This window comes from Bacillus sp. FJAT-29814, from assembly GCF_001510715.1.
Taxonomy (GTDB): domain Bacteria; phylum Bacillota; class Bacilli; order Bacillales; family Cytobacillaceae; genus Neobacillus.
Genome location: NZ_LMTJ01000005.1, coordinates 473,373 through 499,198 on the forward strand (window position 1 = coordinate 473,373; position 25,826 = coordinate 499,198).

Below are 25,826 nucleotides of genomic sequence, written 5' to 3' on the forward strand. Positions count from 1 at the left end.
TGGGACGAAGAAAAAGTATGAAAGTGAGTGGTCCGTAAATGGATCTATTAAACATAAAAGACCCGGCATTTTTAAAAAGTATGAGCAACAAAGAATTGGAGTCTTTAAGTCAGGACATACGCCAATTTTTAATTGAAAAGCTTTCTGTTACCGGCGGCCATATTGGCCCAAATCTTGGTGTGGTTGAACTGACAATCGCTTTACATAAATGCTTTGATAGCCCGCGTGACAAAATTATTTGGGATGTCGGACACCAATCCTATGTCCATAAGATTTTAACGGGAAGAGCCTGCGAATTTGATACATTAAGACAGTTTAAGGGACTTTGCGGCTTTCCTAAACGGGTTGAAAGCGAGCATGATGTCTGGGAGACCGGCCACAGCTCCACTTCTCTTTCCGCGGCGATGGGAATGGCGATTGCCCGGGATTTAAAAAAGGAAAAACACTTTGTTGTTCCTGTCATCGGCGACGGTGCTTTAACCGGGGGGATGGCTCTAGAAGCGCTCAACCATATCGGGCATGAGAAAAAAGACATGATTGTTATTTTAAACGATAATGAAATGTCAATCGCCCCTAACGTTGGAGCATTGCACAATATTCTTGGGCAATTACGGACCGCTGGGAAATATAATTGGGTCAAAGACGAGCTGGAAATGTTATTGAAGAAAGTTCCTGCGGTCGGTGGGAAACTGGCTGCCACTGCAGAACGGATTAAGGACAGCCTGAAATATTTATTGGTGTCTGGGATGTTTTTTGAAGAATTGGGCTTTACTTATCTTGGCCCGATTGATGGCCATAACTATGATGATTTATTTGAGAACTTCACCTACGCGAAAAAGACGGAAGGTCCCGTGCTCATTCATGTCATCACCAAGAAAGGAAAAGGTTTTCAACCTGCCGAGACCGATAAGAAAGGAACATGGCATGGAACCGGACCGTACAAAATGGACACGGGGGATTTTGTTAAGCCAAATACGAAGCAGCCTCCAGCCTGGAGCAGCCTTGTAAGTGAAACAGTGCGCCGCCTTGCCCGGGAGGATGAAAGAATTGTGGCGATTACGCCTGCCATGCCGGTAGGTTCAAAGCTTGAGGGCTTTGCAAGTGAATTTCCTGATCGAATGTTTGATGTCGGTATTGCCGAACAGCATGCTGCTACGGTTGCCGCAGGACTTGCCACACAGAATATGAAACCATTTTTGGCGATATATTCCACCTTTTTGCAGCGCGCTTATGACCAGGTTGTGCATGATATTTGCCGACAAAACCTGAATGTATTTATTGGAATTGACCGTGCCGGATTGGTCGGCGCTGACGGTGAAACCCATCAAGGCGTATTTGATATTGCCTTTCTACGACATGTCCCGAACATTGTCCTGATGATGCCAAAGGATGAAAATGAAGGACAGCATATGGTTTATACGGCCTTGAATTATGATGACGGCCCAATCGCTATGAGGTTCCCGCGCGGTAACGGAGTCGGTGTTCCAATGGATGAAAAGCTAAAAAGCATACCGATCGGGACCTGGGAGGTTTTAAAACAGGGGGACGATGCTGCGATTTTAACCTTTGGAACGACGATTCCGATGGCAATGGAAGCGGCAATGATTCTTGAAAAGCAAGGGATCTCTGTGAGAGTTGTCAATGCCCGGTTTATCAAGCCGATGGACGAAAAAATGCTTGCGGAACTGTTCGCGGACAATATGCCGATCCTTACGATTGAGGAAGCCATTTTACAAGGGGGCTTCGGCAGTGCCGTGCTTGAGTCCGCCCAGACGCTGGGGTATTGCCACGCTCAAATTGATCGCATGGGGATACCAGATCAATTCATCGAACACGGTGATGTTAATTCTCTTCTTGAAGAAATTGGCTTAACAGCTGAAGAGGCAGTCAATAGAATCTCAATTCTGGCACGAAAAAAACAGCAAAGGGCATAACCAATGAATACAAAAGAACGTTTGGATGTTTTGCTAGTGGAACGGGGCTTATTTGAGACTAGGGAGAAAGCGAAACGCGCCGTCATGGCAGGCCTTGTTTATTCAAACCAAGAACGGATGGATAAACCTGGGGAAAAAGTCAAAACGGATATCCCATTGACCGTGAAGGGGAATGTTCTTCCCTATGTCAGCCGAGGCGGCTTAAAGCTTGAAAAAGCTTTAAAGGTCTTTGATGTCAGCATGGCAGAAAAGGTATTGCTGGATATTGGTTCCTCAACTGGGGGTTTTACTGATTGCGCCCTGCAAAATGGCGCTAAAATGTCCTATGCACTCGATGTCGGCTATAATCAGCTGGCATGGAAATTGCGCCAGGATCCTCGGGTTATTGTCATGGAGCGAACCAATTTCCGCTATGTCACTCCTGCTGATTTAGCCGGGGAAATGCCGAATTTTGCTACTATTGATGTTTCGTTTATATCTTTGACCTTAATACTGCCAGTGTTAAAAACACTGCTTGTCCCTGGAGGCGACGTAGTTGCCCTGATAAAACCTCAGTTTGAAGCCGGAAGAGAACAGGTTGGGAAGAAAGGCATTGTCCGTGACCAAAAGGTGCACCTTCAGGTAATAGATAAAATCATTGATTTTTCAGTTGGGGAGGGATATGTCATCTCCAATTTATCCTATTCGCCAATTACCGGCGGCGATGGGAATATCGAATTCCTGCTCCATCTCAAGTGGGAAGGCGCGCGGGAAACGGGTATTAATCAACTTCCTGTAAAGCCAGTTGATATCGTCACCGAAGCGCATAAAGAATTTCATTCAAAGCAAGATTAGGGGTAGGCATTTTTTGCCTACTTCTTTTTTATTTTTTTGTATACCGCTGTATTTTTATAAATAAAAAATGTACAAGTTTGCCAAAATGGGCTAACATAATATTAGGTGAAATATAGTCCAAAATGCGTAGGAGTGGAACCATGAACAAGGGTCAACGTCATATCAAAATAAGAGAAATCATTGCCAGCAATGATATTGAAACCCAGGACGAATTGGTCGATGAATTAAAAAATGCCGGGTATAATGTAACCCAGGCCACCGTGTCTCGGGATATAAAAGAATTGCATCTAGTGAAAGTCCCGTTAAGTGATGGGCGCTACAAATACAGTCTGCCTGCCGACCAGCGTTTTAACCCGCTGCAAAAACTAAAAAGGGCACTGGTCGATGCCTTCGTACGGATTGACTCCGCGGGTAATTTGCTCGTCATGAAGAGTCTGCCAGGAAATGCGATGGCGATAGGGGCTTTAATCGATAATTTGGATTGGGATGAAATAGTCGGAACGATTTGCGGAGATGATACGATTCTCATTATTTGTCGGACGCAGGAAGATACAGAAACCATCACAAACCGATTCCTAGAAATGCTCTAATCTGGGGGAATGTTTCATGTTAGCAGAATTATCCATTAAAAATTTCGCCATTATTGAAAAAATTTCTATCTCTTTCAATAAAGGCTTAACAGTATTAACTGGAGAAACAGGCGCGGGAAAATCCATAATCATTGATGCCGTTCATTTACTGACTGGTGCCCGGGGGTCGGCGGAATTTGTCCGTCATGGTGAAGAAAAGGCAGAACTGGAGGGTCTGTTTCAAATTGACGATGCCGAGCATCCCGTTTGTAAAAAAGCATTGGAATTTGGCATTGATATTGAAGAAGGCACAATTATTTTGCGCCGCGATATTTCCAAGACAGGAAAAAGCATATGCCGGGTCAATGGCAAACTTGTCACCATTTCCACTCTTAGAGAAATTGGCGCCGCTCTTGTTGACATCCATGGACAGCATGAACATCAGGAATTGATGGATGAAACAAGGCATTTGCCGTTGCTCGACCAATTTGGCGCAGAGGAAATCTTCCCAGCGATTAATGAATATCAAGAAGTTTTTCGACGCTTCGAACAGACGAGACAAAGACTGAAAGCCTTAAGTGAGAATGACCAGAAAATGGCTCATCGCTTGGATTTGATCATGTTTCAATTAAATGAAATTCAAAAAGCCAATCTAAAGCTCAATGAAGATGAGGAATTGTTGGAAGAGAAACGAAGGTTGGCGAATTTTGAAAAACTATATGAAGCCTTCCAGTTAAGCCATAATGCCTTAAATGGTGATCAAAAGGGTTTGGACTGGATTGGCATGGCAATGGGGCACCTCGAAGCTGCCGCTGCCCTGGACCCCGGCTATAAAGAAATGTTCGAAAATGTTTCAAACAGCTTCTATCAATTGGAAGACGCCACTCGGTCATTAAGGAATGAACTTGACCTGTTGGAATTTGATCCGGAAAGGTTACATGAAATTGAAGACCGATTGAATGAAATCAATCAGTTAAAACGAAAATATGGCAAGACGATACAGGAAATTCTCGAATATGCCGCGAAAATTGAAGAAGAAATCGAAACACTGCAAAATAAGGAAACACGGATTGATGAACTGCAGAAAGAATTAGCTTCTGTTAAAAAGGACTTAAGCCTCGAGGCTAAGTTTTTAACTGAACTTCGACAAAAGTGGGCAAAAAAACTGACAGGGTTAATCCATAAAGAGTTAAAAGAACTGTACATGGAAAAAACAATCTTTGAAATCCGTTTTGAAACGGAAACCGACCACTTTTCCAAAACCGGTGCAGATCATGCGGAATTTTTTATTTCAACCAATCCCGGGGAACCATTAAAGCCTTTATCCAAGGTGGCATCGGGCGGGGAATTGTCACGAATTATGCTTGGTCTCAAAAGTATTTTTTCGAAGCATCAGGGCGTTACCTCGATTATTTTCGATGAAGTGGATACTGGTGTTAGTGGCCGGGTGGCCCAGGCAATAGCTGAGAAGATTTATAAAGTGGCCATCAATTCCCAAGTTTTATGCATTTCACATTTGCCGCAGGTAGCCGCGATGGCAGATACTCATTTGTTCATTTCCAAGCTTGTTAAGGGGGGCAGGACAACGACTTCTGTCAAGCCATTAAATGTGCAGGAAAAGATTAGAGAGGTTGGCCGGATGATTTCGGGTGCCGAAATAACCGATTTAACCAAACAACATGCAGAGGAATTACTGCAAATAGCTGTAAAAAATAAAAAAAATTGAAATGCTATCCATCTTGGGTAGCTTTTTTATATAGAACAAAGTTATAAATGATTGTCAAGGAGGCAAAATTAAAGATGTAGCCATTTTCAACTGCAGAAAAAGAAGCGAGGAGAGTGAAAAGTTTGAAATTAGATATATTTAGAAAAACTATTGGTGGAATTCTCCTTGTTTCATTAATAAGCCTAATTTTTTTTCAGCCAATGCGTGAGTTTTTAAGCATCCCCAAAAGCATTACCGTATTTGAAGGACAGGATTATACCTTTAAAAAGGCTGCACCGGTTACAGCCTCTTTAGTTTCTCACAATTTGAATACCCTTGATCAGGAAAAACATTCTGTTTCTTTTCAGGCAGCGGTACAGGGCAAAGATGAAATGATTTTGGAATTTGCCGGCATTCCGGTTAAGAAAGTCGATGTAAATGTCTTAAAGGATTTTCGTGTCATTCCTGGGGGACAATCAATTGGCGTAAAATTGAATACAGTCGGTGTTTTAGTTGTAGGCCACCACTTGGTGAACACCGCAGATGGAAAAAAATCTCCGGGTGAAATTGCAGGAATTAAGGTCGGAGATATTATTACCGAAATCAATGGAAATAAGATAGAAAAAATGACAGATGTCGCACCATATGTTCAGGCAGCAGGGCAAGAAGAAAAACCGTTAGATATGGTCATCAGCCGGGAGTCCGGCAAATTTACAACAAAACTAACTCCCTTAAAAGACAAAGGGGAAAACACCTATAAACTTGGCTTATATATTAGGGATTCCGCAGCAGGAATCGGGACGATGACATTCATTCATCCGCAAACGAAAAAATACGGTGCACTTGGCCATGTCATTTCCGACATGGATACAAAACAGCCGATTGTGGTCGAAGATGGACAAATTGTCCGCTCAACCGTCACTTCCATTGAAAAAGGCAGCAACGGCGATCCTGGAGAAAAACTCGCCCGATTTTCATCAGATCGCGAAGTGGTTGGAAATATTAAGAAGAACAGCCCATTTGGGATATTCGGCGAATTAAATAAGGATTTAAAGAATGGCGTCTTGGATAAGCCGCTTCCGATTGCCTTGTCACACCAGGTAAAAGAGGGGCCAGCCAAGATCTTGACAGTAGTAAATGATGACAAGGTCGAAGAATTTAATGTTGAAATTGTCAGTACAATTCCGCAAAAGTTTCCGGCTACCAAAGGGATGGTTATTAAAGTAACTGATCCTAAGCTTTTGGAAAAGACAGGGGGAATTGTTCAAGGAATGAGCGGCAGCCCAATAATTCAAAATGGCAAGCTCATTGGAGCAGTCACCCATGTTTTTGTCAATGATCCGACCTCTGGTTATGGAGTTCACATTGAATGGATGCTAAATGAAGCCGGAATTAACATATATGAGATGCCTAAAAATAAGGCAAGTTAATCAGGAAGCAAAATAGGGATAATTGCCTATTTTGCTTCTTTTTTCGTCAATATTTTTCGACAAAAAGCAGTATAAAAATGGAAAAAGGGCGATTTTCGTCGAATATGTAAGAAAAATGAAGAAAAGATAAGATTTTATCACTAATTTAAGAAATATTAAAAAAAACAGAGGAATTTTTATTGCATTGTCGAATTTCTAATTTAGAATAGAGTTAGACGAATATGCTTGGAACTAAAATAGAGAAATTGAATAGAGTTGAGGAGGAACCGAGTTGAAAAAGATTAAAGTTTGTGTCGTGGATGACAATAGAGAACTTGTAGGTTTATTGGAGGATTATATTTCATCCCAAGATGATATGGAAGTGGCTGGAGTAGCTCATAACGGCCAAGAATGTTTGGAAATGTTAAGCACAGTTGAACCAGATGTGCTGGTCCTTGATATTATTATGCCGCACTTGGACGGTCTGGCAGTCCTTGAGAGACTTCGTGAACTAAAAAAAGGTGTACTCCCTAACGTTATTATGCTGACTGCATTCGGCCAGGAAGACGTGACGAAAAAGGCAGTTGAATTGGGGGCTTCTTACTTTATCCTCAAGCCATTTGATATGGATAATCTAGGCAGCCATATTCGCCAGGTAAGTGGCTCAAGAAACTCATTTTCAGCCCGTAAGGCTCCGGTTGCCAGCTATCGCTCACAGTCTGAAGCAAAACCGAAAAACCTTGATGCCAGCATTACGAGCATTATTCATGAAATTGGCGTTCCGGCACACATCAAAGGTTACTTATATTTGCGCGAAGCCATCTCCATGGTATTCAATGACATTGAATTATTGGGTTCGATTACCAAAGTTTTATATCCCGATATTGCAAAAAAATACAACACTACCGCCAGCCGGGTAGAACGTGCGATCCGCCATGCGATTGAAGTAGCCTGGAGCCGCGGGAATATCGATTCAATCTCTTCTTTGTTCGGCTATACCGTAAGCATGTCAAAAGCGAAGCCAACCAATTCTGAGTTTATTGCGATGGTCGCCGATAAACTGCGTTTGGAGCATAAAGCTTCTTGAAAGGACCAGTAAAAAAAGCCTCATTTGCGAGGCTTTTTTTACTTAGTTTTTTCTTTTTCAAGTTCCATCAGTTTTTGGATTAGAATATGTTGTGGCGTGTGCATAATCTGTTCTAGTGGGACCTTTAATTTCTCCGAAAGCTTTAATGCTGTTTCAGGTGAAATATGCAATGGTTTCAACTTTTTTACCCCCAATTTTTAATAAGGATGTGACTACATGACACAAATTTTTGCTCACCGCGGCTACTCCGCTGCTTTTGCAGAGAATACAATGAGTGCGTTTTTGGCTGCGGAAAAAGTAGGTGCAGACGGGTTGGAGCTCGATGTTCAATTAACAAGGGACGGGGAGGCAGTGGTCATTCATGACGAGAAATTAGACCGGACCACGTCGGGAACAGGTTTTGTGAAGGACCATACTTATAAAGAGATTCGCTCATTCAATGCCAATAAGAAAAGCTCAAAAAAGGAGCCGATTCCTTCGTTAACAGAAGTGCTAGAATGGCTGAAAACAACCAAATTGGTTTGCAATATAGAATTGAAAAATGGCATTTTCCCTTATGAAGGCATGGAGGAAAAAGTAATCGGTCTCGTCCAAAAGTATGGCTTAAGTGATCGGATTATCATTTCTTCGTTTAATCATTATAGCATTGTGAACTGTTTTCGGATGGCTCCAGAAATTGAAACCGCCCCGTTGTTCCTAGAGAGCATTTATATGCCGTGGATTTATTCGCAATCCATTCGTGCGAAAGGGATTCATCCAAAGCATTCCACGCTTCCAGATCATATTATCACGGCAACCATGGAAAATGGAATTGCCGTCCGCCCTTATACGGTCAACCGCGAGGCGGATATGCGGCGGCTGTTCAATATAAATTGCACCGCTTTCATAACCGATGACCCGGCCAATGCTGTGAGAATTAAAAGAAAGTATGAAAAGAGACCATAATTATGGCCTCTTTTTTTAATGGAAACGAAAATTATTTCTTAAATCTCGTTTGAACTTTATTTCTTTTTCGGTCACGGTGCAGAATAAATCCGGCGACAAATCCGAGTCCGCCTAGAAACAGAATCAATCCCACCAGAAATTGCAGCCAATACCATGGGAAGGGGGCATTCAGGATCCCGAAGGTCATGTCCCGCATCAATTTAATCCCCCATCCGGCCAAGAAACCGGGAATAACTAAAATAATAAGTGCAATAATCCGTTTCATAGCAAGTCCTTCCACAAAATAATAAGGCACAGTGCAAAAACAATAAGCCTTCAAAAAAATAATAGTACATAGAAGAAATTTGTCAAGATGAGCGCTTCAAGATAAAATAGATATTGAAAAAAGTTGCATTATTTTTTGAGAACCTTGAAAAATTCTTCCTGCATATAGGTGAAAAAATGGGAAAAAACATGCAAAACGTAATGATTGTAGGCGCCGGTAAAGGCGGAACAGCGTTATTAAAGATTCTAAAGGAATCAGAAGTCCTGAATGTGTATGCTGTAATTGACCGAAATGAGGATGCCCCTGGAATTTTAATGGCAAAAAAAGAAGGAATCAAGACGGGAACACATTGGAACTCATTTTTATCGGACCAAATCGATATTATAATCGAGCTAACGGGAAGTGAAAGAGTATTTGAAGAGATAAGAAGCAAGAAACATAAGAAAACAATCCTAATCCCGGGCAGTGTGGCTTTTCTTGTCTCGAAATTAATGGAGGAAAAAGAAGAACTAATCCAAAAGCAACAGTATGAATCCTATCTCCAAGAACTGATTTTTAACGCTACCAATGACGGGATGGTGGTCATCAACCGGAAGGGCGATGTTATCTTATTTAACCGCCGGGCCGAGGAGATGATGGACCTGAAAAAAGAGTTGGCGATAGGAAAATATATTGCCGAGGTCATTCCGCATACGAGGCTTCCAATTATTCTAGAAACACGCAGAATCGAAACAAACCAGGAAATGGTCTTGGGCAATGGCCGCAAAATCATTACCACCAGGATCCCAATCATAGAGGAAAACGGAACACTGATCGGGGCGCTGGCCGTGTTTAAGGATATTACCGAGGTCGTAAACCTTGCCGAGGAAATAACCAACTTGAAGGAAATACAAACAATGCTGCAGGCCATCATCGATTCTAGTGATGACGCGATTTCAGTTGTGGATGAGACAGGCCGCGGGATCATGATTAACCCTGCATATACACGGATTACTGGTCTGTCGCAAGCAGAAGTCATTGGCCAGCCTGCCACAACAGATATTTCCGAAGGCGAAAGCATGCACATGAAAGTCCTGCAAACGAGAAAGGCTGTGCGGGGTGCACATATGCGGGTGGGCCCCAATAAACGGGAGGTCATCGTTAATGTTGCCCCGATTATCGTAAGCGGAAAATTAAAAGGCAGTGTTGGAGTTATTCACGACATGTCAGAAATGAAATCGCTCAGCAGGGAATTGAACCAGGCACGGCAATTGATTCGCAAGCTTGAAGCAAAATATACGTTTGAAGATATCATCGGCAAATCGGATGAAATGATGCTGGCGATTGAACAGGCCAAGCTTGGAGCCAAAACGCCTGCAACTGTCCTGCTTCGCGGGGAATCGGGAACCGGGAAGGAATTATTTGCCCACGCCATCCATAATGCCAGTGACCGGAAATATAACAAATTTATCCGCGTGAATTGCGCGGCTATTTCCGAATCATTGCTTGAAAGTGAGTTGTTCGGCTATGAAGCGGGGGCTTTCTCCGGAGCGTTAAGAGGGGGGAAAACGGGTCTTTTTGAGGAAGCGAATAATGGCAGCATTTTTCTTGATGAAATCGGGGAACTGTCAGCCAATACACAAGCCAAGCTGCTTCGCGTCCTTCAGGAAAGTGAAATTCTCCGTGTCGGCGGGACCAAACCGATAGCCATTAATGTAAGGATAATAGCCGCCACCAATGTCAATTTGGAAAAGGGGATTGCTAAAGGAACCTTTAGGGAAGACTTATATTACCGTTTAAACCGGATGCCAATACATATACCGCCATTAAGGAAACGCAAAGAAGAAATTCCTGCTTTATGTGAGAGACTGATTTTAAAAATAAACCGTGATTATGGGCGCAATGTCGAAGGAATCACATCTGCGGCGCTGACCAAATTTATGGAGTACGATTGGCCTGGTAACGTTAGGGAATTGGAGAATATTCTCGGCAGAGCAATCATTTTTATGAATTATTACGAATCATTCATTGATATCCGGCACTTGCCCGAATTGAAAAATCGACTAACGGAAAGCGAAGTTTTCGACACTGGGGGTCACAATCCAATTACCTCTGGCCGCACATTAACAGAATTAATGGAAGAATACGAAGCGGGGATTATTCAACAGACTCTTAGCAGGTTTAAGGGAAACAAGACGCTGACAGCAAAAACACTTGGCTTGTCTGTAAGGAATTTATATTATAAGCTCGGAAAATACAAACTTGAAAACAATAGCACGCAATAAATTTCATACTGTGAAAAAATTTGCAGGCTCGAACATCGTAGAAATAAAGCGTTTTCATAAAAATATTATGGCACGGTTCTTGCATAGTAACTAAATGGAGTTGCAGTATGGATGGAAAGGGTTGATGACAACTTGTTACTGGAGTCACTGATTGACAAAGCAACCCAATCAAATAGAAAAACAGTTGCAGTTGCAGCGGCAGAAGATGTAGAAGTGATTGAAGCGGTATTGGATGCTTTGGAACGTGACCTAGCCGATTTCCTGTTAATTGGTGATGAGGAAAAAATCAACACCATTCTCAACCTGAAAAAGTATGACTGGAAAACCGGCAAACATGTAAGGATTATTCAGGCTGCCTCTCAGGCGGAAGCAGCTGAATTAGCTGTCAAAGCGATTTTTAACAAAGAAGCGGAAGTCGTCATGAAAGGGAATCTTCCGACCAATATCATTTTAAAAGCAGTTTTAAATAAAGAATACGGATTACGGACCGGAAATGTTTTATCCCACACCGCTGTCTTTGAAGTCCAAGGATATGACCGATTTATTCTTGTCACCGACGCGGCAATGAATATTGCACCGGATTTGGAGCAAAAGGTGCAAATCATAAAAAATGCGGTGTCGATTGCGAATTCCATCGGGATTAAGAATCCAAAAGTCGCACCGATTGCAGCTGTAGAAGTCGTAAATCCCGCAATGCAGGCCACGTTGGATGCCGCGGCTTTGACAATGATGAATAAGCGTGGTCAACTATCAGGCTGCATTATTGATGGTCCGCTTGCCCTTGATAATGCCGTCTCCAGTTTGGCTGCGGAACATAAAGGCATTCAAAGTGATGTGGCGGGACAGGCAGACATTTTATTGGTACCTGCGATTGAAACAGGAAATGTCTTGTATAAATCTTTGATTTATTTTGCAGGCGCGAAAGTCGGCGCTGTTATTGCCGGGGCCAAAGCTCCGATTGTGTTAACTTCACGGGCCGATTCAGCTGAAAGTAAGCTTTACTCATTAGCATTGGCATTGTGTTCTGTGCAAAAATAGATTACTTCAAAAATCGAGGAGGAATAAAAAATGGAAATCTTTAAGTACATGGAAAATTATGATTATGAGCAAGTGGTATTCTGCCAGGATAAACAATCAGGATTAAAAGCCATTATTGCGATACATGATACAACTCTGGGACCTGCATTAGGCGGAACCCGGATGTGGACATATGAGACCGAGGAAGCGGCGATCGAAGACGCGTTAAGATTGGCCAAGGGCATGACATATAAAAATGCAGCAGCCGGTTTAAATCTTGGCGGCGGTAAAACAGTCATTATCGGCGACCCGCGCAAAGACAAGAATGAAGAAATGTTCCGTGCTTTCGGCCGTTATGTCCAGGGCTTAAATGGACGCTACATTACTGCGGAAGATGTAGGTACAACAGTGGCCGATATGGATTTAATCCATGAAGAAACCGACTATGTAACTGGCATTTCTCCTGCCTTCGGTTCATCAGGAAACCCTTCTCCGGTTACAGCCTATGGTGTGTATCGTGGAATGAAAGCCGCAGCAAAGGAAGCCTTTGGTTCTGATTCGCTTGAAGGCAAAATAATTGCCATCCAAGGTGTAGGTAACGTTGCTTATACCCTTTGTCGCCACCTGCATGAAGAAGGCGCCCAACTAATTGTAACAGATATTAATAAGGAAGCTGTGATGAGAGCAGTTGAAGACTTCGGCGCCCGGGCGGTCGATCCAAATGAAATTTACAGTGTTGAATGTGATATTTATGCTCCTTGTGCTCTAGGTGCCACCATCAATGACGACACAATACCTCAATTAAAGGCTAAAGTCATTGCTGGTTCTGCCAATAATCAATTAAAGGAAACGCGTCACGGCGACCTTATTCACGAATTGGGAATCGTGTACGCACCTGACTATGTCATCAATGCCGGCGGGGTCATTAACGTTGCCGATGAGCTATACGGATACAATAGCGAACGTGCGTTGAAAAAGGTTGAAACGATTTACAACAGCATTGAAAAGGTTATTGAAATTTCCAAGCGTGATGGAATCCCTACCTATGTGGCAGCAGACCGGATGGCTGAAGAAAGAATTGAAAGAATGCGGAATTCAAGAAGTCAATTCCTGCAAAATGGCCACCACATTTTAAGTAGAAGAAGAACAAGATAAACTGCTTCACTGGTGAAATATGTTCCGGCAAAAACGCTGAATGAGAAATTCAGCGTCTTTGCCTTTAGAGAATCGGCAGTTATTTCCCCAGATATAGGACTCTCTTTTACTCTATATATGAAGCAAAACGGAGGGCTAAACGTTGCCAAATAAAAACTATCGAATTCTCGTCATCAACCCGGGCTCAACATCCACTAAAATCGGAGTCTTCGATAATGAAATTTCCATTCTAGAGAAAACCATTCGCCATGATGCAGATATTATCAATGCTTTTCCTACTATCATTGATCAATACGAATTTAGAAAAAACACCATCCTAGAATCTCTGGATAGCGAAGGAATTAATATTTCCAAGTTAAGTGCAGTTTGCGGGCGTGGAGGATTACTACGGCCAATTGAAGGCGGGACCTATGGTGTTAACGATACGATGCTCCGTGACTTGCGGATTGGTTTCTCGGGTCAGCATGCTTCTAACCTTGGCGGAATCATCGCGTTTGAAATTGCCTCAGCCCTGAATATCCCCGCTTATATCGTCGACCCTGTTGTAGTTGATGAATTAGATCCACTCGCACGGATTTCAGGGTTTTCCCTAATTGAACGAAAGAGCATCTTCCATGCCTTGAATCAAAAAGCAGTGGCCAGAAGAGTGGCGAAGGAATTGGGGAAAAAATACAATGAGCTGAATTTAATTGTCACCCATCTGGGCGGCGGTATCACCGTCGGTGTCCATAAACAAGGCAGAGTGGTTGACGTCAACAACGGCCTCCACGGGGATGGGCCATTTAGCCCTGAACGTGCCGGTACAGTTCCGGCCGGTGACCTGATTGCCTTATGCTTTTCGGGAGAACATTATCGAGATGAGCTTATGAAACGGCTTGTGGGCCAAGGCGGGCTTGTTGGCTACCTGGGAACAAACGATGCCCTAAAGGTGGAACAGCGGATTGCCGCAGGTGATAAAAAAGCGGAACTTGTGTATGAGGCGATGGCCTATCAGGTAGCTAAAGAAATTGGAGCGGCAAGCGCTGTGCTTTCCGGAAAAGTGGATGCCATCGTGTTAACAGGGGGGCTAGCCTATGGGAAGGATTTTGTCCGATCAATCAGCGAGCGCATTAATTGGATTGCCGATGTGATTGTCCATCCGGGAGAGAATGAATTGCAAGCCTTAGCGGAAGGAGCACTCCGGGTCTTGCGTGGCGAGGAAGAGGTTAAAGAATATCCCGGCAAATTTGAAACGGTTAAAATATAGGGGTTTTTAGGAGGAAGAAAACGTGGCACAAGAATATGATTTAGTGATACTAGGCGGGGGAACCGGCGGTTATGTTGCTGCCATTCGCGCGTCACAGCTAGGCTTAAAAACAGCCATCGTTGAAAAAGGGAAACTGGGCGGCACCTGCCTTCATAAAGGCTGTATTCCAAGCAAAGCGCTGCTTAGAAGTGCGGAAGTATACGCCACAACGAAACGCGGTGAAGAGTTTGGGGTCATCACTGGCGATGTATCAGTTAATTTTAGCAAAGTTCAAGAACGGAAAAATAAAATTGTCGACCAGCTTCATAAAGGTGTTCAGCATTTAATGAAGCAAGGAAAAATTGATATTTACGAAGGAATCGGCCGAATTCTTGGTCCATCAATTTTTTCGCCGATGCCGGGAACGATATCAGTGGAAATGAACAACGGTTCGGAAAATGAAATGCTACTTCCAAAGAATGTGATAATCGCGACCGGTTCGAGACCGCGGACATTGCCTGGATTGGAAATCGATGGGGAGTACGTGATGTCCTCTGATGAAGCATTGCAACTGCAATCTTTGCCAAGCTCAATCATCATTGTTGGCGGCGGTGTGATCGGAATCGAATGGGCTTCGATGCTCTCCGATTTCGGGGTTGAGGTTACCGTAATAGAATACGCTGACCGGGTAATCCCGACCGAGGATAAAGATATCTCCAAAGAAATGCAGCGGTTAATGAAGAAAAAAGGTCTCAAGCTAATAACTGGTGCAAAAGTCCTTGCTGAAACACTTGTTAAGGATAATGGTGTTTCCGTTTCCGCCGAGGTAAAAGGCGAAATAAGGGAATTTAAAGCGGAAAAATTGCTCGTTTCTGTGGGGCGGCAGGCAAATACAGAAGGAATTGGGCTTGAAAATACCGAGATTCAAGTTGAAAAAGGATTTATTGTGACCAATGAATTTTTTCAAACAAAAGAATCCCATATATATGCGATTGGCGATGTGATTGGCGGCCTGCAGCTGGCCCACGTTGCTTCCCATGAAGGCATCGTTGCCGTGGAGCATATTACCGGAGAAGATCCTTCACCTATAGATTATAATCTGGTTTCACGATGCATTTATTCGAGTCCTGAGGTTTCCAGTGTCGGTATTACCGAGGAGCAGGCCAAGGAAAAAGGCCATAAAGTAAAGGTGGGCAAGTTCTCCTTCCGGGCTATCGGTAAAGCGCTTGTGTTCGGTGAGGCGGATGGATTTGTCAAAATCATCGCTGACGAGGAGACGGAAGATCTACTCGGTGTCCATATGATTGGCCCGCACGTGACCGATATGATTTCAGAGGCAGGCTTGGCAATGGTATTGGATGCCGTACCATGGGAAATTGCTCATACGATTCATCCGCACCCAACTTTGTCAGAGGCTATTGGGGAAGCCGCGCTGGCAGTGGATGGGAAAGCCATACATGGTTAATTTTTAGATTAAGAGTGGACTTTTAGGAAGAAAGGTTGCTGGTATTCAGCATCTTTTTTTCCGGCTTTAGTTTCCAATATTGAAATTGTGAAAAAATGAATAACAAGCGAACAATCGGGAGGAATGAATGCAATGGTGGAAAAGCGTCATGAAGCGTTAGGGTTATCTGACGAAAAAGTGCTGGATATGTATGAAACGATGCTCCTTGCCCGCCGGATTGATGAACGGATGTGGCTATTAAACCGTGCCGGAAAAATACCTTTTGTGATTTCATGTCAAGGACAGGAGGCCGCCCAGGTTGGCGCTGCTTTTGCCCTTGACCGTGAAAAAGACTATATATGCCCGTACTATCGTGATTTGGGAGTAGTTCTCGCTTTTGGGATGACAACTCAAGAACTGATGCTGTCCGGATTTGCCAAAGCGGAGGATCCGAACTCTGGCGGACGGCAAATGCCTGGGCACTTTGGACAAAAGAAAAACCGGATTGTAACGGGCTCGTCTCCGGTTACCACTCAGGTGCCGCACGCAGTAGGTGTCGCACTTGCTGGAAAAATGGAAAGAAAGGATTTTGTCACCTATGTCAGCTTTGGTGAAGGCTCCTCAAATCAGGGAGATTTCCATGAAGGGGCAAACTTTGCCGGTGTCCACAAGCTTCCGGTGATTTTTATGTGCGAAAATAACAAATATGCGATCTCAGTACCGATAGAAAAGCAATTGGCCTGTGAAAACGTTTCTGACCGGGCGATTGGGTACGGTATGCCTGGATTTACCGTGGATGGCAATGACCCGCTTGAAGTATACAAAGTAGTAAAAGAAGCGGCAGACCGAGGACGTCGCGGGGAAGGCCCAACTTTGATTGAAACGGTTTCTTATCGCCTGACTCCACACTCTTCCGATGATGATGACCGCACTTACCGAGCTCCGGATGAAGTTGCAAAGGCGAAAACAAAAGATCCTATTATTACCTTTGGCGCCTATTTAAAAGAAACAGGTGTTATGAACGACGAGCTTGAAAAGGAAATCAATGACCGTGTCATGAAATTGGTGAACGAAGCAACTGATTATGCTGAAAATGCACCGTATGCAGCGCCGGAGCACGCGATGAAATTTGTTTATGCTGACAGGTAAGGGGGAAGGAAAATGGCGATAATTTCATATATCGATGCCGTAACAATGGCGATTCGTGAGGAAATGGAACGGGATCCAAAGGTTTTTGTCCTTGGTGAGGATGTTGGGGTAAAAGGCGGTGTGTTTAAGGCAACGCAGGGCTTATACGAACAATTTGGCGAAGAGCGGGTCATCGATACGCCGCTGGCAGAATCGGCAATTGCCGGTGTTGGTATCGGTGCGGCGATGTACGGGATGCGCCCGATTGCGGAAATGCAATTTGCCGACTTTATCATGCCGGCAGTAAACCAAATTATTTCCGAAGCAGCAAGAATTCGCTATCGGTCCAACAATGACTGGAACTGCCCGATTGTGATTCGTGCTCCTTATGGAGGCGGCGTTCACGGCGCCCTTTATCACTCGCAGTCGGTGGAAGCGGTGTTTGCCAATCAGCCGGGTTTAAAGATTGTTATGCCTTCTACGCCGTATGATGTAAAGGGGCTGTTAAAAGCAGCCATTCGCGATAATGATCCGGTGCTATTTTTCGAGCATAAACGGGCTTACCGCTTAATTAAAGGGGAAGTCCCAACAGAAGATTATACGCTGCCAATCGGAAAAGCCGATGTGAAGCGCGAAGGAGAAGATATTACTGTTATCACTTATGGCCTTTGCGTTCATTTTGCCCTTCAGGCTGCGGAAAAATTGGCGAAGGACGGAATTTCAGCACATATTCTGGATTTACGGACAGTCTATCCGCTCGACAAAGAAGCGATTATTGAAGCGGCATCGAAGACGGGTAAGGTGTTGCTTGTGACCGAGGACAATAAAGAAGGAAGCATAATGAGTGAGGTCGCAGCGATTATCGCGGAACATTGCCTATTTGAATTGGATGCGCCAATTAAACGCCTGGCCGGTCCGGACGTTCCGGCGATGCCCTATGCACCAACAATGGAAAAATTCTTTATGATCAATCCGGATAAAGTGGAAAAAGCAATGCGCGAGCTTGCGGAGTTCTAGGAGGTTTAGATATGGCACTTGAATTGATTAAAATGCCGCAGTTAGGCGAAAGTGTTACAGAAGGTACAATTAGCAAATGGCTTGTCTCAGTTGGTGATAAGGTAAACAAATACGACCCGCTTGCTGAGGTCATGACCGATAAGGTAAATGCCGAAGTGCCGTCCTCCTTTACTGGGATCATTAAAGAACTGATTGCCGGGGAAGGCGACACACTAGCGGTTGGCGAAATTATTTGTAAGATTGAAACGGAAGGCGGCGGTGTTGCCGCGGAAGTTTCTGCGCCGCAGGCTGGCGTTGAGGCTGCTGATGCTGGCGCAGTCGCTGCAGCTGACAGTAAAGACCAAGGCAACAAAGCCCGTTACTCACCAGCTGTTCTAAAACTGTCCCAAGAGCATGGCATCGATTTAAGCCAGGTGTCAGGCACCGGTGCAGGCGGACGGATCACCCGTAAGGACTTGTTGCAGATTATCGAGTCCGGAAATATTCCTGTTGCGGGGCAAAAGGCAGCACCAGTTGAACAGCCTGTTCAACAAGCTGAGCCGGCTCAGCAGGCAGTTTCTACCCAGCCTACAGCACCAGCGGCAATGGCACCTGCGCCTTCAATTCCGGTAGGTACCGGAGACATTGAAATTCCTGTTACTGGGGTACGCAAAGCAATTGCTGCCAATATGCTCCGCAGCAAGCACGAAGTGCCGCATGCCTGGACAATGGTCGAAGTCGATGCTACCAATCTTGTGGAGTACAGAAACTCGCTTAAAGATGAGTTCAAGAAAAAAGAGGGCTTTAATTTAACGTTTTTTGCTTTCTTTGTGAAGGCGGTCGCCCAGGCACTGAAAGAATACCCGCAAATCAACTCGATGTGGGCCGGTGACAAAATCATTCAAAAGAAAGATATCAACATTTCCATTGCAGTAGCGACAGATGATGCCTTATTTGTTCCAGTCATCAAAAATGCTGATGAAAAGACAATCAAGGGAATTGCACGGGAAATTTCCGATCTGGCTGTAAAGGTCCGTTCCGGAAAGCTGCGTCCTGAAGATATGCAGGGTGGCACCATTACAGTGAATAACACTGGCTCGTTTGGCTCGGTGCAATCTATGGGTATCATCAATTACCCGCAGGCAGCGATTCTCCAGGTTGAATCGATCGTAAAACGCCCAGTTGTCATGAACAATGGGATGATTGCTGTCCGTGACATGGTCAATCTGTGCATGTCGCTGGATCACCGCGTGTTGGATGGTCTTGTATGCGGACGATTCCTTGCCAGAGTTAAAGAAATCATCGAAAACATGTCAAAATCGACTACTTCCATTTACTAATGTTAAAAATGGCCGCCTACATAGGCGGCCAGATTTGTTCTAAAAGAAGGAATTGCTAGTAAAAGGGGGGGTTACCAATTTTTCAAATACCTTGATGCACCCCAAACCAATAATCCAATAATCAAAGAAAAATACCACGAAAAATCAAAATTCGGTCCAACGTTCGGTAAAAAGTGGCTTGAAGAAAAAATAACGCCAAATGCTGTCATTCCAACAACAGCCGCTTTCACTGTATCTGCGGCACTATTTTTCTTCTCCATGAAAAGTGAACCGCCAATGATTTTGAAAATGGCCCAGGCACTAAATAAACCCACTCCCAAAATTACGCAAAACACTAGCACTGATTTTATCGGGTAGACAGCAATGTCCACATCTTTAAAGAAGGAAATGATATAAATAATCGCACCGCGTATCATCAAAAGGTAGCCCAGCATATTTAAGGAAAGGCTTGAAATAAATCTGGCAAGATTGCGTTTATTTTCTTTTGGCATTTGGGCGATGAGCTCATCCGCAAACGCTTTAGGGTCATTTCCGAAAATTTTCAAAGCTGTTTTCCCTTCTTTTTGTCCCTCAATGATATGATCCAATATTTCCATTAATATTTCCTCTGATTGTTGCTCAGAGAGAAAAAACTGTAGTCGGATATAAATTAGAAAATCAGAATAATACTGTTCGTTTTCAGGTGTTAATTCTGTCCGCCGCCGGTTGTTCATTTCAATCAACTGCTTTGCTTCCATCATTTTGAATCCCCCTTTTTAATAAAAAATTTGCAGGAATAACGATTTCTTCCCATTCCAGGGCAATGTCCCTGAGTGCCTCACGCCCCGTGTCCGTTAAATAATAATACTTTCGATTCGGCCCCGATTCGGAGGGCTGCATCTCGCCGCGTATGTAGCCGTTCTTTTGCAGGCGCAATAGCACGGGGTAAATCGTTCCTTCACTTACGTCCTTTAAACCAGCATTCTGCAATTTTTTTGAAAGCTCGTAGCCGTACACTGGTTCCTTTTCAATAACAGCAAGTATGCATCCATCCAGTATCCCCTTTAAAAGTTGGCTTCGTAATGACATGGTTTGTATCCTTTCAATTGGTATATTGCATTGCAAGATAGCTGATGAATAAATTACTACCTTGCAATGCAAAGTAGTTAATTTAAAAATAGACTATTTGAATAGAACCGTCAATAGGCATTTTAGAAATCGCTCCTATTTCGTCCGTTATCATTGCCTGAATGGGCTTTGTATTCTAAAATAAAATTAATTGAATTTTATTTCAATTAAGCCTTGAAAGGGGGACGGGGACTTGGAAACGATAAAGAATCAAACCTTTGCAGCCAATTCTTTGGACGATTGGAAAGCAAAAGCAGAGGAATCTCTTAGAGGAAGAAAAGTTGAGACTTTGCAAAATGCTACATATGAAAATATTATTTTGAAACCGCTTTATACCTCCCATGATGAACAGCCTGTGCCGGATTACTCTGGCGGCAGCGACTTTCGGAGGGGAACCAGCCCGCTTGGCTATATAACTCGTGACTGGAAGGTAGCCCAGCGGCTCACCGCACAATCCCCGGAACAACTAAAGCAGAAGCTTCACCATGCTGTTGAAAAGGGGCAAACAGCAATTTCAGTTGAAGTCTCCAAAGACATAGCAGAAAATTTTTCGGATATTGTTGGGGAGTTAGTCACCCAATATCCATTTGCCATCAACGCGAAATGGGAAAAAGCAAAATTATTGAATCAACTGAAAAACGATGCTACAGGATATATCGCAAATGACCCGATTTCTCTTTTTGCAAAAGAAGGGGCAATTGAATCAGAGTATCTCCATAATTGGTGTGAAGAGGTTCTCCAGGCAGCCGAAAAATTCCCGAATTTGCGGACCGTCCTGGTTGATACAAGCCCATATCATAATGGAGGGGCGAACGCTGTTCAAGAACTCGCTATTTCCGCAGCTGCAGGGGTATTTTATATCCAGCAATTGACTGAAGTAGGCATGCCGATCGATCAAGCTTTGTCTAAAATGGTATTCCAATTCTCGATAGGCAGCAATTTCTTTATGGAACTGGCCAAACTGAGAGCGGCCCGCATCGTTTGGAATAAAATAACTGAACTTTTTGGTGCCGAAACAAATGCAAGAAAAATGCATATGGCAGCCGAGACGTCTTATTTTACAAAAACAATCCATGATCACCATGTCAATTTACTGCGCTCTGCAAACGAGGCATTTGCCGCGGTGCTGGGCGGGGTCCATTATTTGCATGTGGTTCCGTTCGATAAACTTACTGGAGCTAACGACTTTTCAGAGCGGATTGCCCGCAATATCCAGCTAATTCTAAAAGAAGAGGCTCATTTGAAAAAAGTGGTTGACCCAGCCGGCGGTTCCTGGTATATCGAAGCGTTAACAACGGAACTGGCCGAAAAAGCATGGGAGTTCTTCCAGCAAATTGACGCAAACGGCGGATTGTTAGAAGCCTTAAAAACCAACTGGTTGCAGCAGCAAATTGCCGTAATCTATGAAAAAAGGAACCTCGATATACAAACAAGAAAGCAAAGCATCATCGGAACCAATGTCTATGCAAAATTGGATGAACTGGTTCCACAGTACAAACAGGAGACGAACATTGAAAGACAATTCATGGCAGTCCAACAGCGGAGACTGGCAGAACCATACGAGGAACTTCGCCAACAGGCACGGCAATTTACCGAAAAAACTGGTTCGGTACCATCCGTAGCCATGCTTTGTCTCGGAGAGCTAAAACAACATAAGCCTAGATTAGATTTTATGAAAGGCTTTTTGGCCGCCGGAGGGATCCACACGATTGAAAGTAAGCCCATTTTCACGCTTGAGGATGCCCAACAATATTTTGCAAGCCTGAAGACAAATTATGTCTGCTTCTGCGGCACAAATGAACAATATGAACAAATGGGCCATGAAATTCTAAAAGCCTTAAAATTAGAGTTTCCTAGCTTAAACGTTTTGCTAGCCGGACTACCGGAAAAAGTGCAGCAAGCACAATGGGAAGAGGAAGGCATTAACCAGTTTATCCACGTGAAGAGCAATTGCTATGAAGCACTGAGAAACATCCTTTCGGTAATGGAGGTGACCGTAAATGAAGCCTGATTTTCAAAACGCGAAATTATTCAACGAGCGGGAGTTTTTGACGGAAGCAGAATGGAAGAAACAAGTCGACAATGAAATGGACGGGTCGATTGACGAGTTGCTGTTCGAAACTAATGAACAAATCAGCTTAAAACCGCTCTATACAAAGAAAGACCGTGATTACCTGGAGCATCTTGACCACATGCCGGGACTGCCGCCTTATACACGCGGACCCTATCCGACAATGTACGTTAATCGTCCTTGGACCGTCAGGCAGTATGCCGGTTTTTCTACTGCAGAAGAAAGTAATGCCTTCTATCGACGCAATTTGGCAATGGGGCAAAAGGGACTGTCGGTCGCCTTTGACCTAGCCACCCACCGGGGCTATGACTCTGACCATCCACGGGTAATTGGTGATGTTGGTAAAGCTGGAGTGGCGATTGATTCGGTTCTTGACATGAAAACCCTTTTTGACGGGATTCCATTAGAGCAAATGTCCGTCTCAATGACGATGAACGGGGCGGTGCTTCCGGTCCTCGCATTTTTTATTGTCACTGCTGAGGAACAGGGAGTCAGCCAGGATAAGTTGGCTGGGACGATTCAAAATGATATCTTGAAGGAATACATGGTTCGCAATACCTATATCTACCCTCCGGAAATGTCGATGAAAATCATTGCCGATATTTTTGAATATACGTCTAAATACATGCCAAAGTTCAATAGCATCAGTATCTCCGGCTACCATATGCAGGAGGCTGGTGCACCGGCTGATATAGAATTGGCCTATACTTTGGCGGACGGTCTTGAATACGTCAGAACCGGTTTAAAAGCCGGGATTGATATTGATTCATTTGCGCCACGCCTATCGTTCTTCTGGGCAATCGGCATGAACTATTTCATGGAAGTGGCAAAAATGCGGGCCGCCCGCTTCATCTGGGCCAAGATGATGAAATCGTTCCAGCCGAAAAATGAAAAATCGATGGCACTTCGGACCCATTCCCAGACATCCGGCTGGAGCCTAACTGAGCAGGACCCGTTTAACAACGTTACCCGGACGCTGATTGAAGCGCATGCGGCCGCAATGGGTCATACCCAATCGCTTCACACCAATGCCTTGGACGAAGCGATTGCCCTGCCGACTGATTTTTCGGCGCGGATCGCCCGTAACACCCAGTTATTTTTACAAGAAGAAACCGGAATCACCAAGGTAATCGATCCATGGGCCGGTTCCTATTATGTGGAAAAATTGACACAAGAATTAATCAACCGGGCATGGACCCATATCGAAGAAATTGAGAACCTTGGAGGAATGGCAAAAGCGATTGAAACCGGGCTGCCAAAGATGAGAATTGAAGAGGCAGCTGCAAAACGGCAGGCGCAAATCGACTCCGGAAAGGAAACGATTATTGGCGTGAACCGCTATCGCCTTGAAACAGAAGAACCGATCGACATTCTCGATATTGACAATACCGCAGTCCGTTTAAAGCAAATTGAAAAATTGAATCAGCTTAAGGCAGCCCGTGACCCGCAAAAAGTGGAAGAGGCGTTGAACGGCCTGACGAATGCAGCTATATCCGGTGAGGGAAATCTGTTAGAGCTTGCCGTAAAAGCCGCTCGCGTCAGAGCGACATTAGGCGAAATTTCCGACGCGATTGAAAGAGCGGCCGGAAGACATAAAGCGATTATCCGCTCCATTAGCGGCGTCTATAGCACAGCGTTTTCCAATGAAGAAGAAATTGCCGAAGTACAACGGATGACGGACGAGTTCCTTGAAAATGAAGGTCGCAGACCTCGTATTCTGATTGCAAAGATGGGCCAGGACGGTCATGACCGCGGCGCCAAAGTTATTGCTACCGCGTTCGCTGACCTTGGCTTTGATGTCGATATCGGTCCCTTGTTCCAAACCCCAGGGGAAACAGCGGCCCAAGCGGTTGAAAATGATGTCCATGTCATCGGGATGAGCTCGCTTGCCGCCGGCCATAAGACCCTGTTGCCGCAGCTTGTTGATGAATTGAAACAGCTCGGCCGGCAGGATATTCTCGTCGTTGTCGGTGGCGTAATACCAGCCCAGGACTATGAGTTCTTATATGACAACGGGGCAGCTGCCATTTTCGGTCCTGGCACGATTATTCCCGTTGCCGCGCAAAAGGTGATCAAGGAGATTTATAAACAGCTTGGGTACGAGGAAGTGGCAAATTAAATGACGGGGGAGCAAAGACCGGAATGGGTAAACCCAAATGAACCGGACAAATTTTCAACCGTCATCCGCAAAGGTCAGGAACAGGGAGGGCAAGCGGCATCGATTCAAAAAAACATCCGCTTCCAGAAGCGCCGCTCCTCTGAGCCTTCTATTGAGGAACTCTATCAGGGGGTATTAAAGGGAGACAGGAGTTTGCTGGCCCGAGCGATTACCCTGGTAGAAAGCAATGCCGAGCAGCATTTTCAAAAAGCGCAGGTGCTTCTGCAAAAGTTGTTAGTCCATACAGGAAATTCAATCCGCATCGGAATTACCGGGGTGCCGGGTGCTGGAAAAAGCACCTTTATTGAGGCATTTGGAACTTACCTTTGCGAACTTGGCTTAAAAGTGGCGGTCCTCGCGATTGACCCAAGCTCGAAAATCAGCGGCGGCAGCATTCTTGGCGACAAAACCAGGATGGAACAACTGTCACGCAACCCAAGGGCGTTTATCCGTCCGTCACCAACGGCCGGCAAGCTAGGAGGGGTGCACCGGAAAACGCGGGAAGCCATGCTGATTTGCGAAGCGGCTGGCTTTGATGTGATCTTGATTGAAACAGTTGGTGTTGGCCAAAGTGAGGTCATCATCCGTGATATGGTGGACTTTTTCATGCTGCTCGTCCTGACCGGTGCCGGAGATGAACTGCAGGGGATGAAAAAAGGTATTATGGAATTGGCCGATGGGATTATTGTCCATAAGGCGGATGGATCGAATAAGCCCATTGCCGAAAAAACACGAAAAGAATTTAATCGTATCCTCCATTTTCTCCAGCCTGCAACGAAGGGCTGGGCCACAAAAGCATACGCATGTTCATCGATGACACATGAAGGAATCGGTGATGTGTGGAGGGTGATTCAAACCTTTGAACAAAAGACAAAGAAATCGGGGGTTTTTGAGGATAGAAGAAAGGGCCAATCAAAAGAATGGCTTTATTCCATGATTACTGACCAGCTCCATTATCAATTTTTTGGCAGTAAAGAAGTTAAAAACCTGCTGCCAAAATACGAGAATGAAGTGATTGCCGGAGAAACAACGGTGGCGACAGCTGTGGAGCAGCTGTTTCAAGCGTTTCTAGCCCAGAAAGACTAGGACTGCCGTACCGCGGCAGTTTTCCTTTTGCAGCCGGTAATAATCATTTGAATCAACCTATTACAACTGTTATGATGGTGTTATATA

The 25,826-nt window shown here is 44.4% G+C and carries 22 protein-coding genes; 18 read left to right on the top strand and 4 right to left on the bottom strand.

The features are described from left to right. Nucleotides 1-38 precede the first annotated feature (38 nt). The 6 genes from dxs to spo0A all read left to right on the top strand — a co-directional run bounded on the left by dxs (nt 39) and on the right by spo0A (nt 7,538). Nucleotides 39-1,934: a 1-deoxy-D-xylulose-5-phosphate synthase gene (dxs, locus tag AR334_RS14760; RefSeq protein WP_066312453.1), complete on the top strand. Its 1,896-nt coding sequence runs from the start codon at nt 39-41 to the stop codon at nt 1,932-1,934. A gap of 3 nt (nt 1,935-1,937) precedes the next feature. Continuing rightward, nucleotides 1,938-2,768 carry a TlyA family RNA methyltransferase gene (locus tag AR334_RS14765; RefSeq protein ID WP_066312458.1) on the top strand — a complete coding sequence of 277 codons (831 nt, stop codon included), beginning with the start codon at nt 1,938-1,940 and terminating at the stop codon, nt 2,766-2,768. A 140-nt stretch (nt 2,769-2,908) separates the two neighbouring features. Continuing rightward, entirely contained in the window at nt 2,909-3,358 is a 450-nt protein-coding gene (argR, locus tag AR334_RS14770) for a transcriptional regulator ArgR (protein ID WP_066312460.1), read from the top strand. 16 nt (nt 3,359-3,374) lie between these two features. Further along, a complete protein-coding gene (recN, locus tag AR334_RS14775) occupies nt 3,375-5,063 on the top strand; it encodes a DNA repair protein RecN (protein ID WP_066312463.1) in 1,689 nt (562 codons plus the stop codon). A 122-nt stretch (nt 5,064-5,185) separates the two neighbouring features. Continuing rightward, a complete protein-coding gene (gene spoIVB / locus AR334_RS14780; RefSeq protein ID WP_066312467.1) occupies nt 5,186-6,472 on the top strand; it encodes a SpoIVB peptidase in 1,287 nt (428 codons plus the stop codon). 271 nt (nt 6,473-6,743) lie between these two features. Next, nucleotides 6,744-7,538, top strand: a complete 795-nt coding sequence (spo0A, locus tag AR334_RS14785) for a sporulation transcription factor Spo0A (protein WP_066312469.1) — start codon at nt 6,744-6,746, stop codon at nt 7,536-7,538. A 38-nt stretch (nt 7,539-7,576) separates the two neighbouring features. Here the strand turns inward: spo0A and AR334_RS28960 are convergent, their stop codons facing one another. Further along, the gene (locus AR334_RS28960) at nt 7,577-7,717 is read right to left on the bottom strand and encodes a YycC family protein (protein WP_082692953.1); all 141 of its coding nucleotides are present in this window, start codon (nt 7,715-7,717) and stop codon (nt 7,577-7,579) included. A 37-nt stretch (nt 7,718-7,754) separates the two neighbouring features. Here AR334_RS28960 and AR334_RS14790 point away from each other — a divergent pair, with 37 nt between their 5' ends. Beyond that, complete coding sequence (locus AR334_RS14790) at nt 7,755-8,483, top strand: glycerophosphodiester phosphodiesterase (RefSeq protein WP_066312471.1); 729 nt, start codon at nt 7,755-7,757, stop codon at nt 8,481-8,483. Nucleotides 8,484-8,514: 31 nt separating this feature from the next. Here AR334_RS14790 and AR334_RS14795 read toward each other — a convergent pair whose 3' ends face one another. Then, on the bottom strand, nt 8,515-8,748 hold the full coding sequence (locus AR334_RS14795; protein ID WP_066312474.1) for a DUF2627 domain-containing protein: 234 nt from the start codon (nt 8,746-8,748) through the stop codon (nt 8,515-8,517). Nucleotides 8,749-8,936: 188 nt separating this feature from the next. On the opposite strand from AR334_RS14795, the gene AR334_RS14800 reads away from it, so the two are divergent. From AR334_RS14800 to AR334_RS14835, 8 genes are all read left to right on the top strand, one after another. After that, nucleotides 8,937-11,012, top strand: a complete 2,076-nt coding sequence (locus AR334_RS14800) for a sigma-54-dependent Fis family transcriptional regulator (protein ID WP_066313866.1) — start codon at nt 8,937-8,939, stop codon at nt 11,010-11,012. A 132-nt stretch (nt 11,013-11,144) separates the two neighbouring features. Further along, the gene (gene yqiS, locus AR334_RS14805; RefSeq protein WP_066313868.1) at nt 11,145-12,050 is read left to right on the top strand and encodes a phosphate butyryltransferase; all 906 of its coding nucleotides are present in this window, start codon (nt 11,145-11,147) and stop codon (nt 12,048-12,050) included. A gap of 30 nt (nt 12,051-12,080) precedes the next feature. Beyond that, entirely contained in the window at nt 12,081-13,184 is a 1,104-nt protein-coding gene (bcd, locus tag AR334_RS14810) for a branched-chain amino acid dehydrogenase (RefSeq protein WP_066312479.1), read from the top strand. A 142-nt stretch (nt 13,185-13,326) separates the two neighbouring features. Beyond that, on the top strand, nt 13,327-14,430 hold the full coding sequence (gene buk / locus AR334_RS14815; RefSeq protein ID WP_066312481.1) for a butyrate kinase: 1,104 nt from the start codon (nt 13,327-13,329) through the stop codon (nt 14,428-14,430). Between the two features lie 22 nt (nt 14,431-14,452). Continuing rightward, a complete protein-coding gene (gene lpdA / locus AR334_RS14820; protein ID WP_066312484.1) occupies nt 14,453-15,874 on the top strand; it encodes a dihydrolipoyl dehydrogenase in 1,422 nt (473 codons plus the stop codon). Nucleotides 15,875-16,006: 132 nt separating this feature from the next. Next, nucleotides 16,007-17,002: a thiamine pyrophosphate-dependent dehydrogenase E1 component subunit alpha gene (locus AR334_RS14825; RefSeq protein WP_082692954.1), complete on the top strand. Its 996-nt coding sequence runs from the start codon at nt 16,007-16,009 to the stop codon at nt 17,000-17,002. Nucleotides 17,003-17,014: 12 nt separating this feature from the next. Continuing rightward, nucleotides 17,015-17,998, top strand: coding sequence for an alpha-ketoacid dehydrogenase subunit beta (locus AR334_RS14830; protein WP_066312489.1), 984 nt, complete (start codon nt 17,015-17,017; stop codon nt 17,996-17,998). Nucleotides 17,999-18,009: 11 nt separating this feature from the next. Beyond that, nucleotides 18,010-19,317: a dihydrolipoamide acetyltransferase family protein gene (locus AR334_RS14835; RefSeq protein ID WP_066312492.1), complete on the top strand. Its 1,308-nt coding sequence runs from the start codon at nt 18,010-18,012 to the stop codon at nt 19,315-19,317. A gap of 71 nt (nt 19,318-19,388) precedes the next feature. On the opposite strand, the gene AR334_RS14840 is transcribed toward AR334_RS14835, so the two are convergent. After that, nucleotides 19,389-20,057 (bottom strand): DUF1129 family protein, encoded by a 669-nt coding sequence (locus AR334_RS14840; protein ID WP_253701298.1) that lies wholly within the window; start codon nt 20,055-20,057, stop codon nt 19,389-19,391. Next, nucleotides 20,032-20,385 carry a PadR family transcriptional regulator gene (locus tag AR334_RS14845; protein WP_066312494.1) on the bottom strand — a complete coding sequence of 118 codons (354 nt, stop codon included), beginning with the start codon at nt 20,383-20,385 and terminating at the stop codon, nt 20,032-20,034. Before AR334_RS14845 ends, AR334_RS14840 begins: the two co-directional genes overlap by 26 nt. Nucleotides 20,386-20,617: 232 nt before the next feature. On the opposite strand from AR334_RS14845, the gene AR334_RS14850 reads away from it, so the two are divergent. The 3 genes from AR334_RS14850 to meaB are packed head-to-tail and all read left to right on the top strand — an operon-like array spanning nt 20,618 to nt 25,739. After that, a complete protein-coding gene (locus AR334_RS14850) occupies nt 20,618-22,435 on the top strand; it encodes a methylmalonyl-CoA mutase subunit beta (protein ID WP_066312496.1) in 1,818 nt (605 codons plus the stop codon). Then, nucleotides 22,425-24,614: a methylmalonyl-CoA mutase gene (gene scpA, locus AR334_RS14855; protein ID WP_066312500.1), complete on the top strand. Its 2,190-nt coding sequence runs from the start codon at nt 22,425-22,427 to the stop codon at nt 24,612-24,614. The genes AR334_RS14850 and scpA overlap by 11 nt, the downstream gene beginning before the upstream one ends. Further along, a complete protein-coding gene (meaB, locus tag AR334_RS14860; protein WP_066312502.1) occupies nt 24,615-25,739 on the top strand; it encodes a methylmalonyl Co-A mutase-associated GTPase MeaB in 1,125 nt (374 codons plus the stop codon). It abuts the gene before it with no gap. Nucleotides 25,740-25,826 lie beyond the last annotated feature (87 nt).

Excerpts from the sequence above, each read along its gene's own strand:
- AR334_RS14795 (WP_066312474.1), bottom strand. The coding sequence starts at position 8,748 with ATGAAACGGATTATTGCACTTATTATTTTAGTTATTCCCGGTTTCTTG.
- AR334_RS14765 (WP_066312458.1), top strand. The coding sequence starts at position 1,938 with ATGAATACAAAAGAACGTTTGGATGTTTTGCTAGTGGAACGGGGCTTA.
- bcd (WP_066312479.1), top strand. The coding sequence starts at position 12,081 with ATGGAAATCTTTAAGTACATGGAAAATTATGATTATGAGCAAGTGGTA.
- AR334_RS14835 (WP_066312492.1), top strand. The coding sequence starts at position 18,010 with ATGGCACTTGAATTGATTAAAATGCCGCAGTTAGGCGAAAGTGTTACA.
- meaB (WP_066312502.1), top strand. The coding sequence starts at position 24,615 with ATGACGGGGGAGCAAAGACCGGAATGGGTAAACCCAAATGAACCGGAC.
- AR334_RS14825 (WP_082692954.1), top strand. The coding sequence starts at position 16,007 with ATGGTGGAAAAGCGTCATGAAGCGTTAGGGTTATCTGACGAAAAAGTG.
- scpA (WP_066312500.1), top strand. The coding sequence starts at position 22,425 with ATGAAGCCTGATTTTCAAAACGCGAAATTATTCAACGAGCGGGAGTTT.
- recN (WP_066312463.1), top strand. The coding sequence starts at position 3,375 with ATGTTAGCAGAATTATCCATTAAAAATTTCGCCATTATTGAAAAAATT.
- AR334_RS14845 (WP_066312494.1), bottom strand. The coding sequence starts at position 20,385 with ATGTCATTACGAAGCCAACTTTTAAAGGGGATACTGGATGGATGCATA.
- argR (WP_066312460.1), top strand. The coding sequence starts at position 2,909 with ATGAACAAGGGTCAACGTCATATCAAAATAAGAGAAATCATTGCCAGC.
- AR334_RS14790 (WP_066312471.1), top strand. The coding sequence starts at position 7,755 with ATGACACAAATTTTTGCTCACCGCGGCTACTCCGCTGCTTTTGCAGAG.
- AR334_RS14830 (WP_066312489.1), top strand. The coding sequence starts at position 17,015 with ATGGCGATAATTTCATATATCGATGCCGTAACAATGGCGATTCGTGAG.
- dxs (WP_066312453.1), top strand. The coding sequence starts at position 39 with ATGGATCTATTAAACATAAAAGACCCGGCATTTTTAAAAAGTATGAGC.
- AR334_RS14800 (WP_066313866.1), top strand. The coding sequence starts at position 8,937 with ATGCAAAACGTAATGATTGTAGGCGCCGGTAAAGGCGGAACAGCGTTA.
- AR334_RS14840 (WP_253701298.1), bottom strand. The coding sequence starts at position 20,057 with ATGATGGAAGCAAAGCAGTTGATTGAAATGAACAACCGGCGGCGGACA.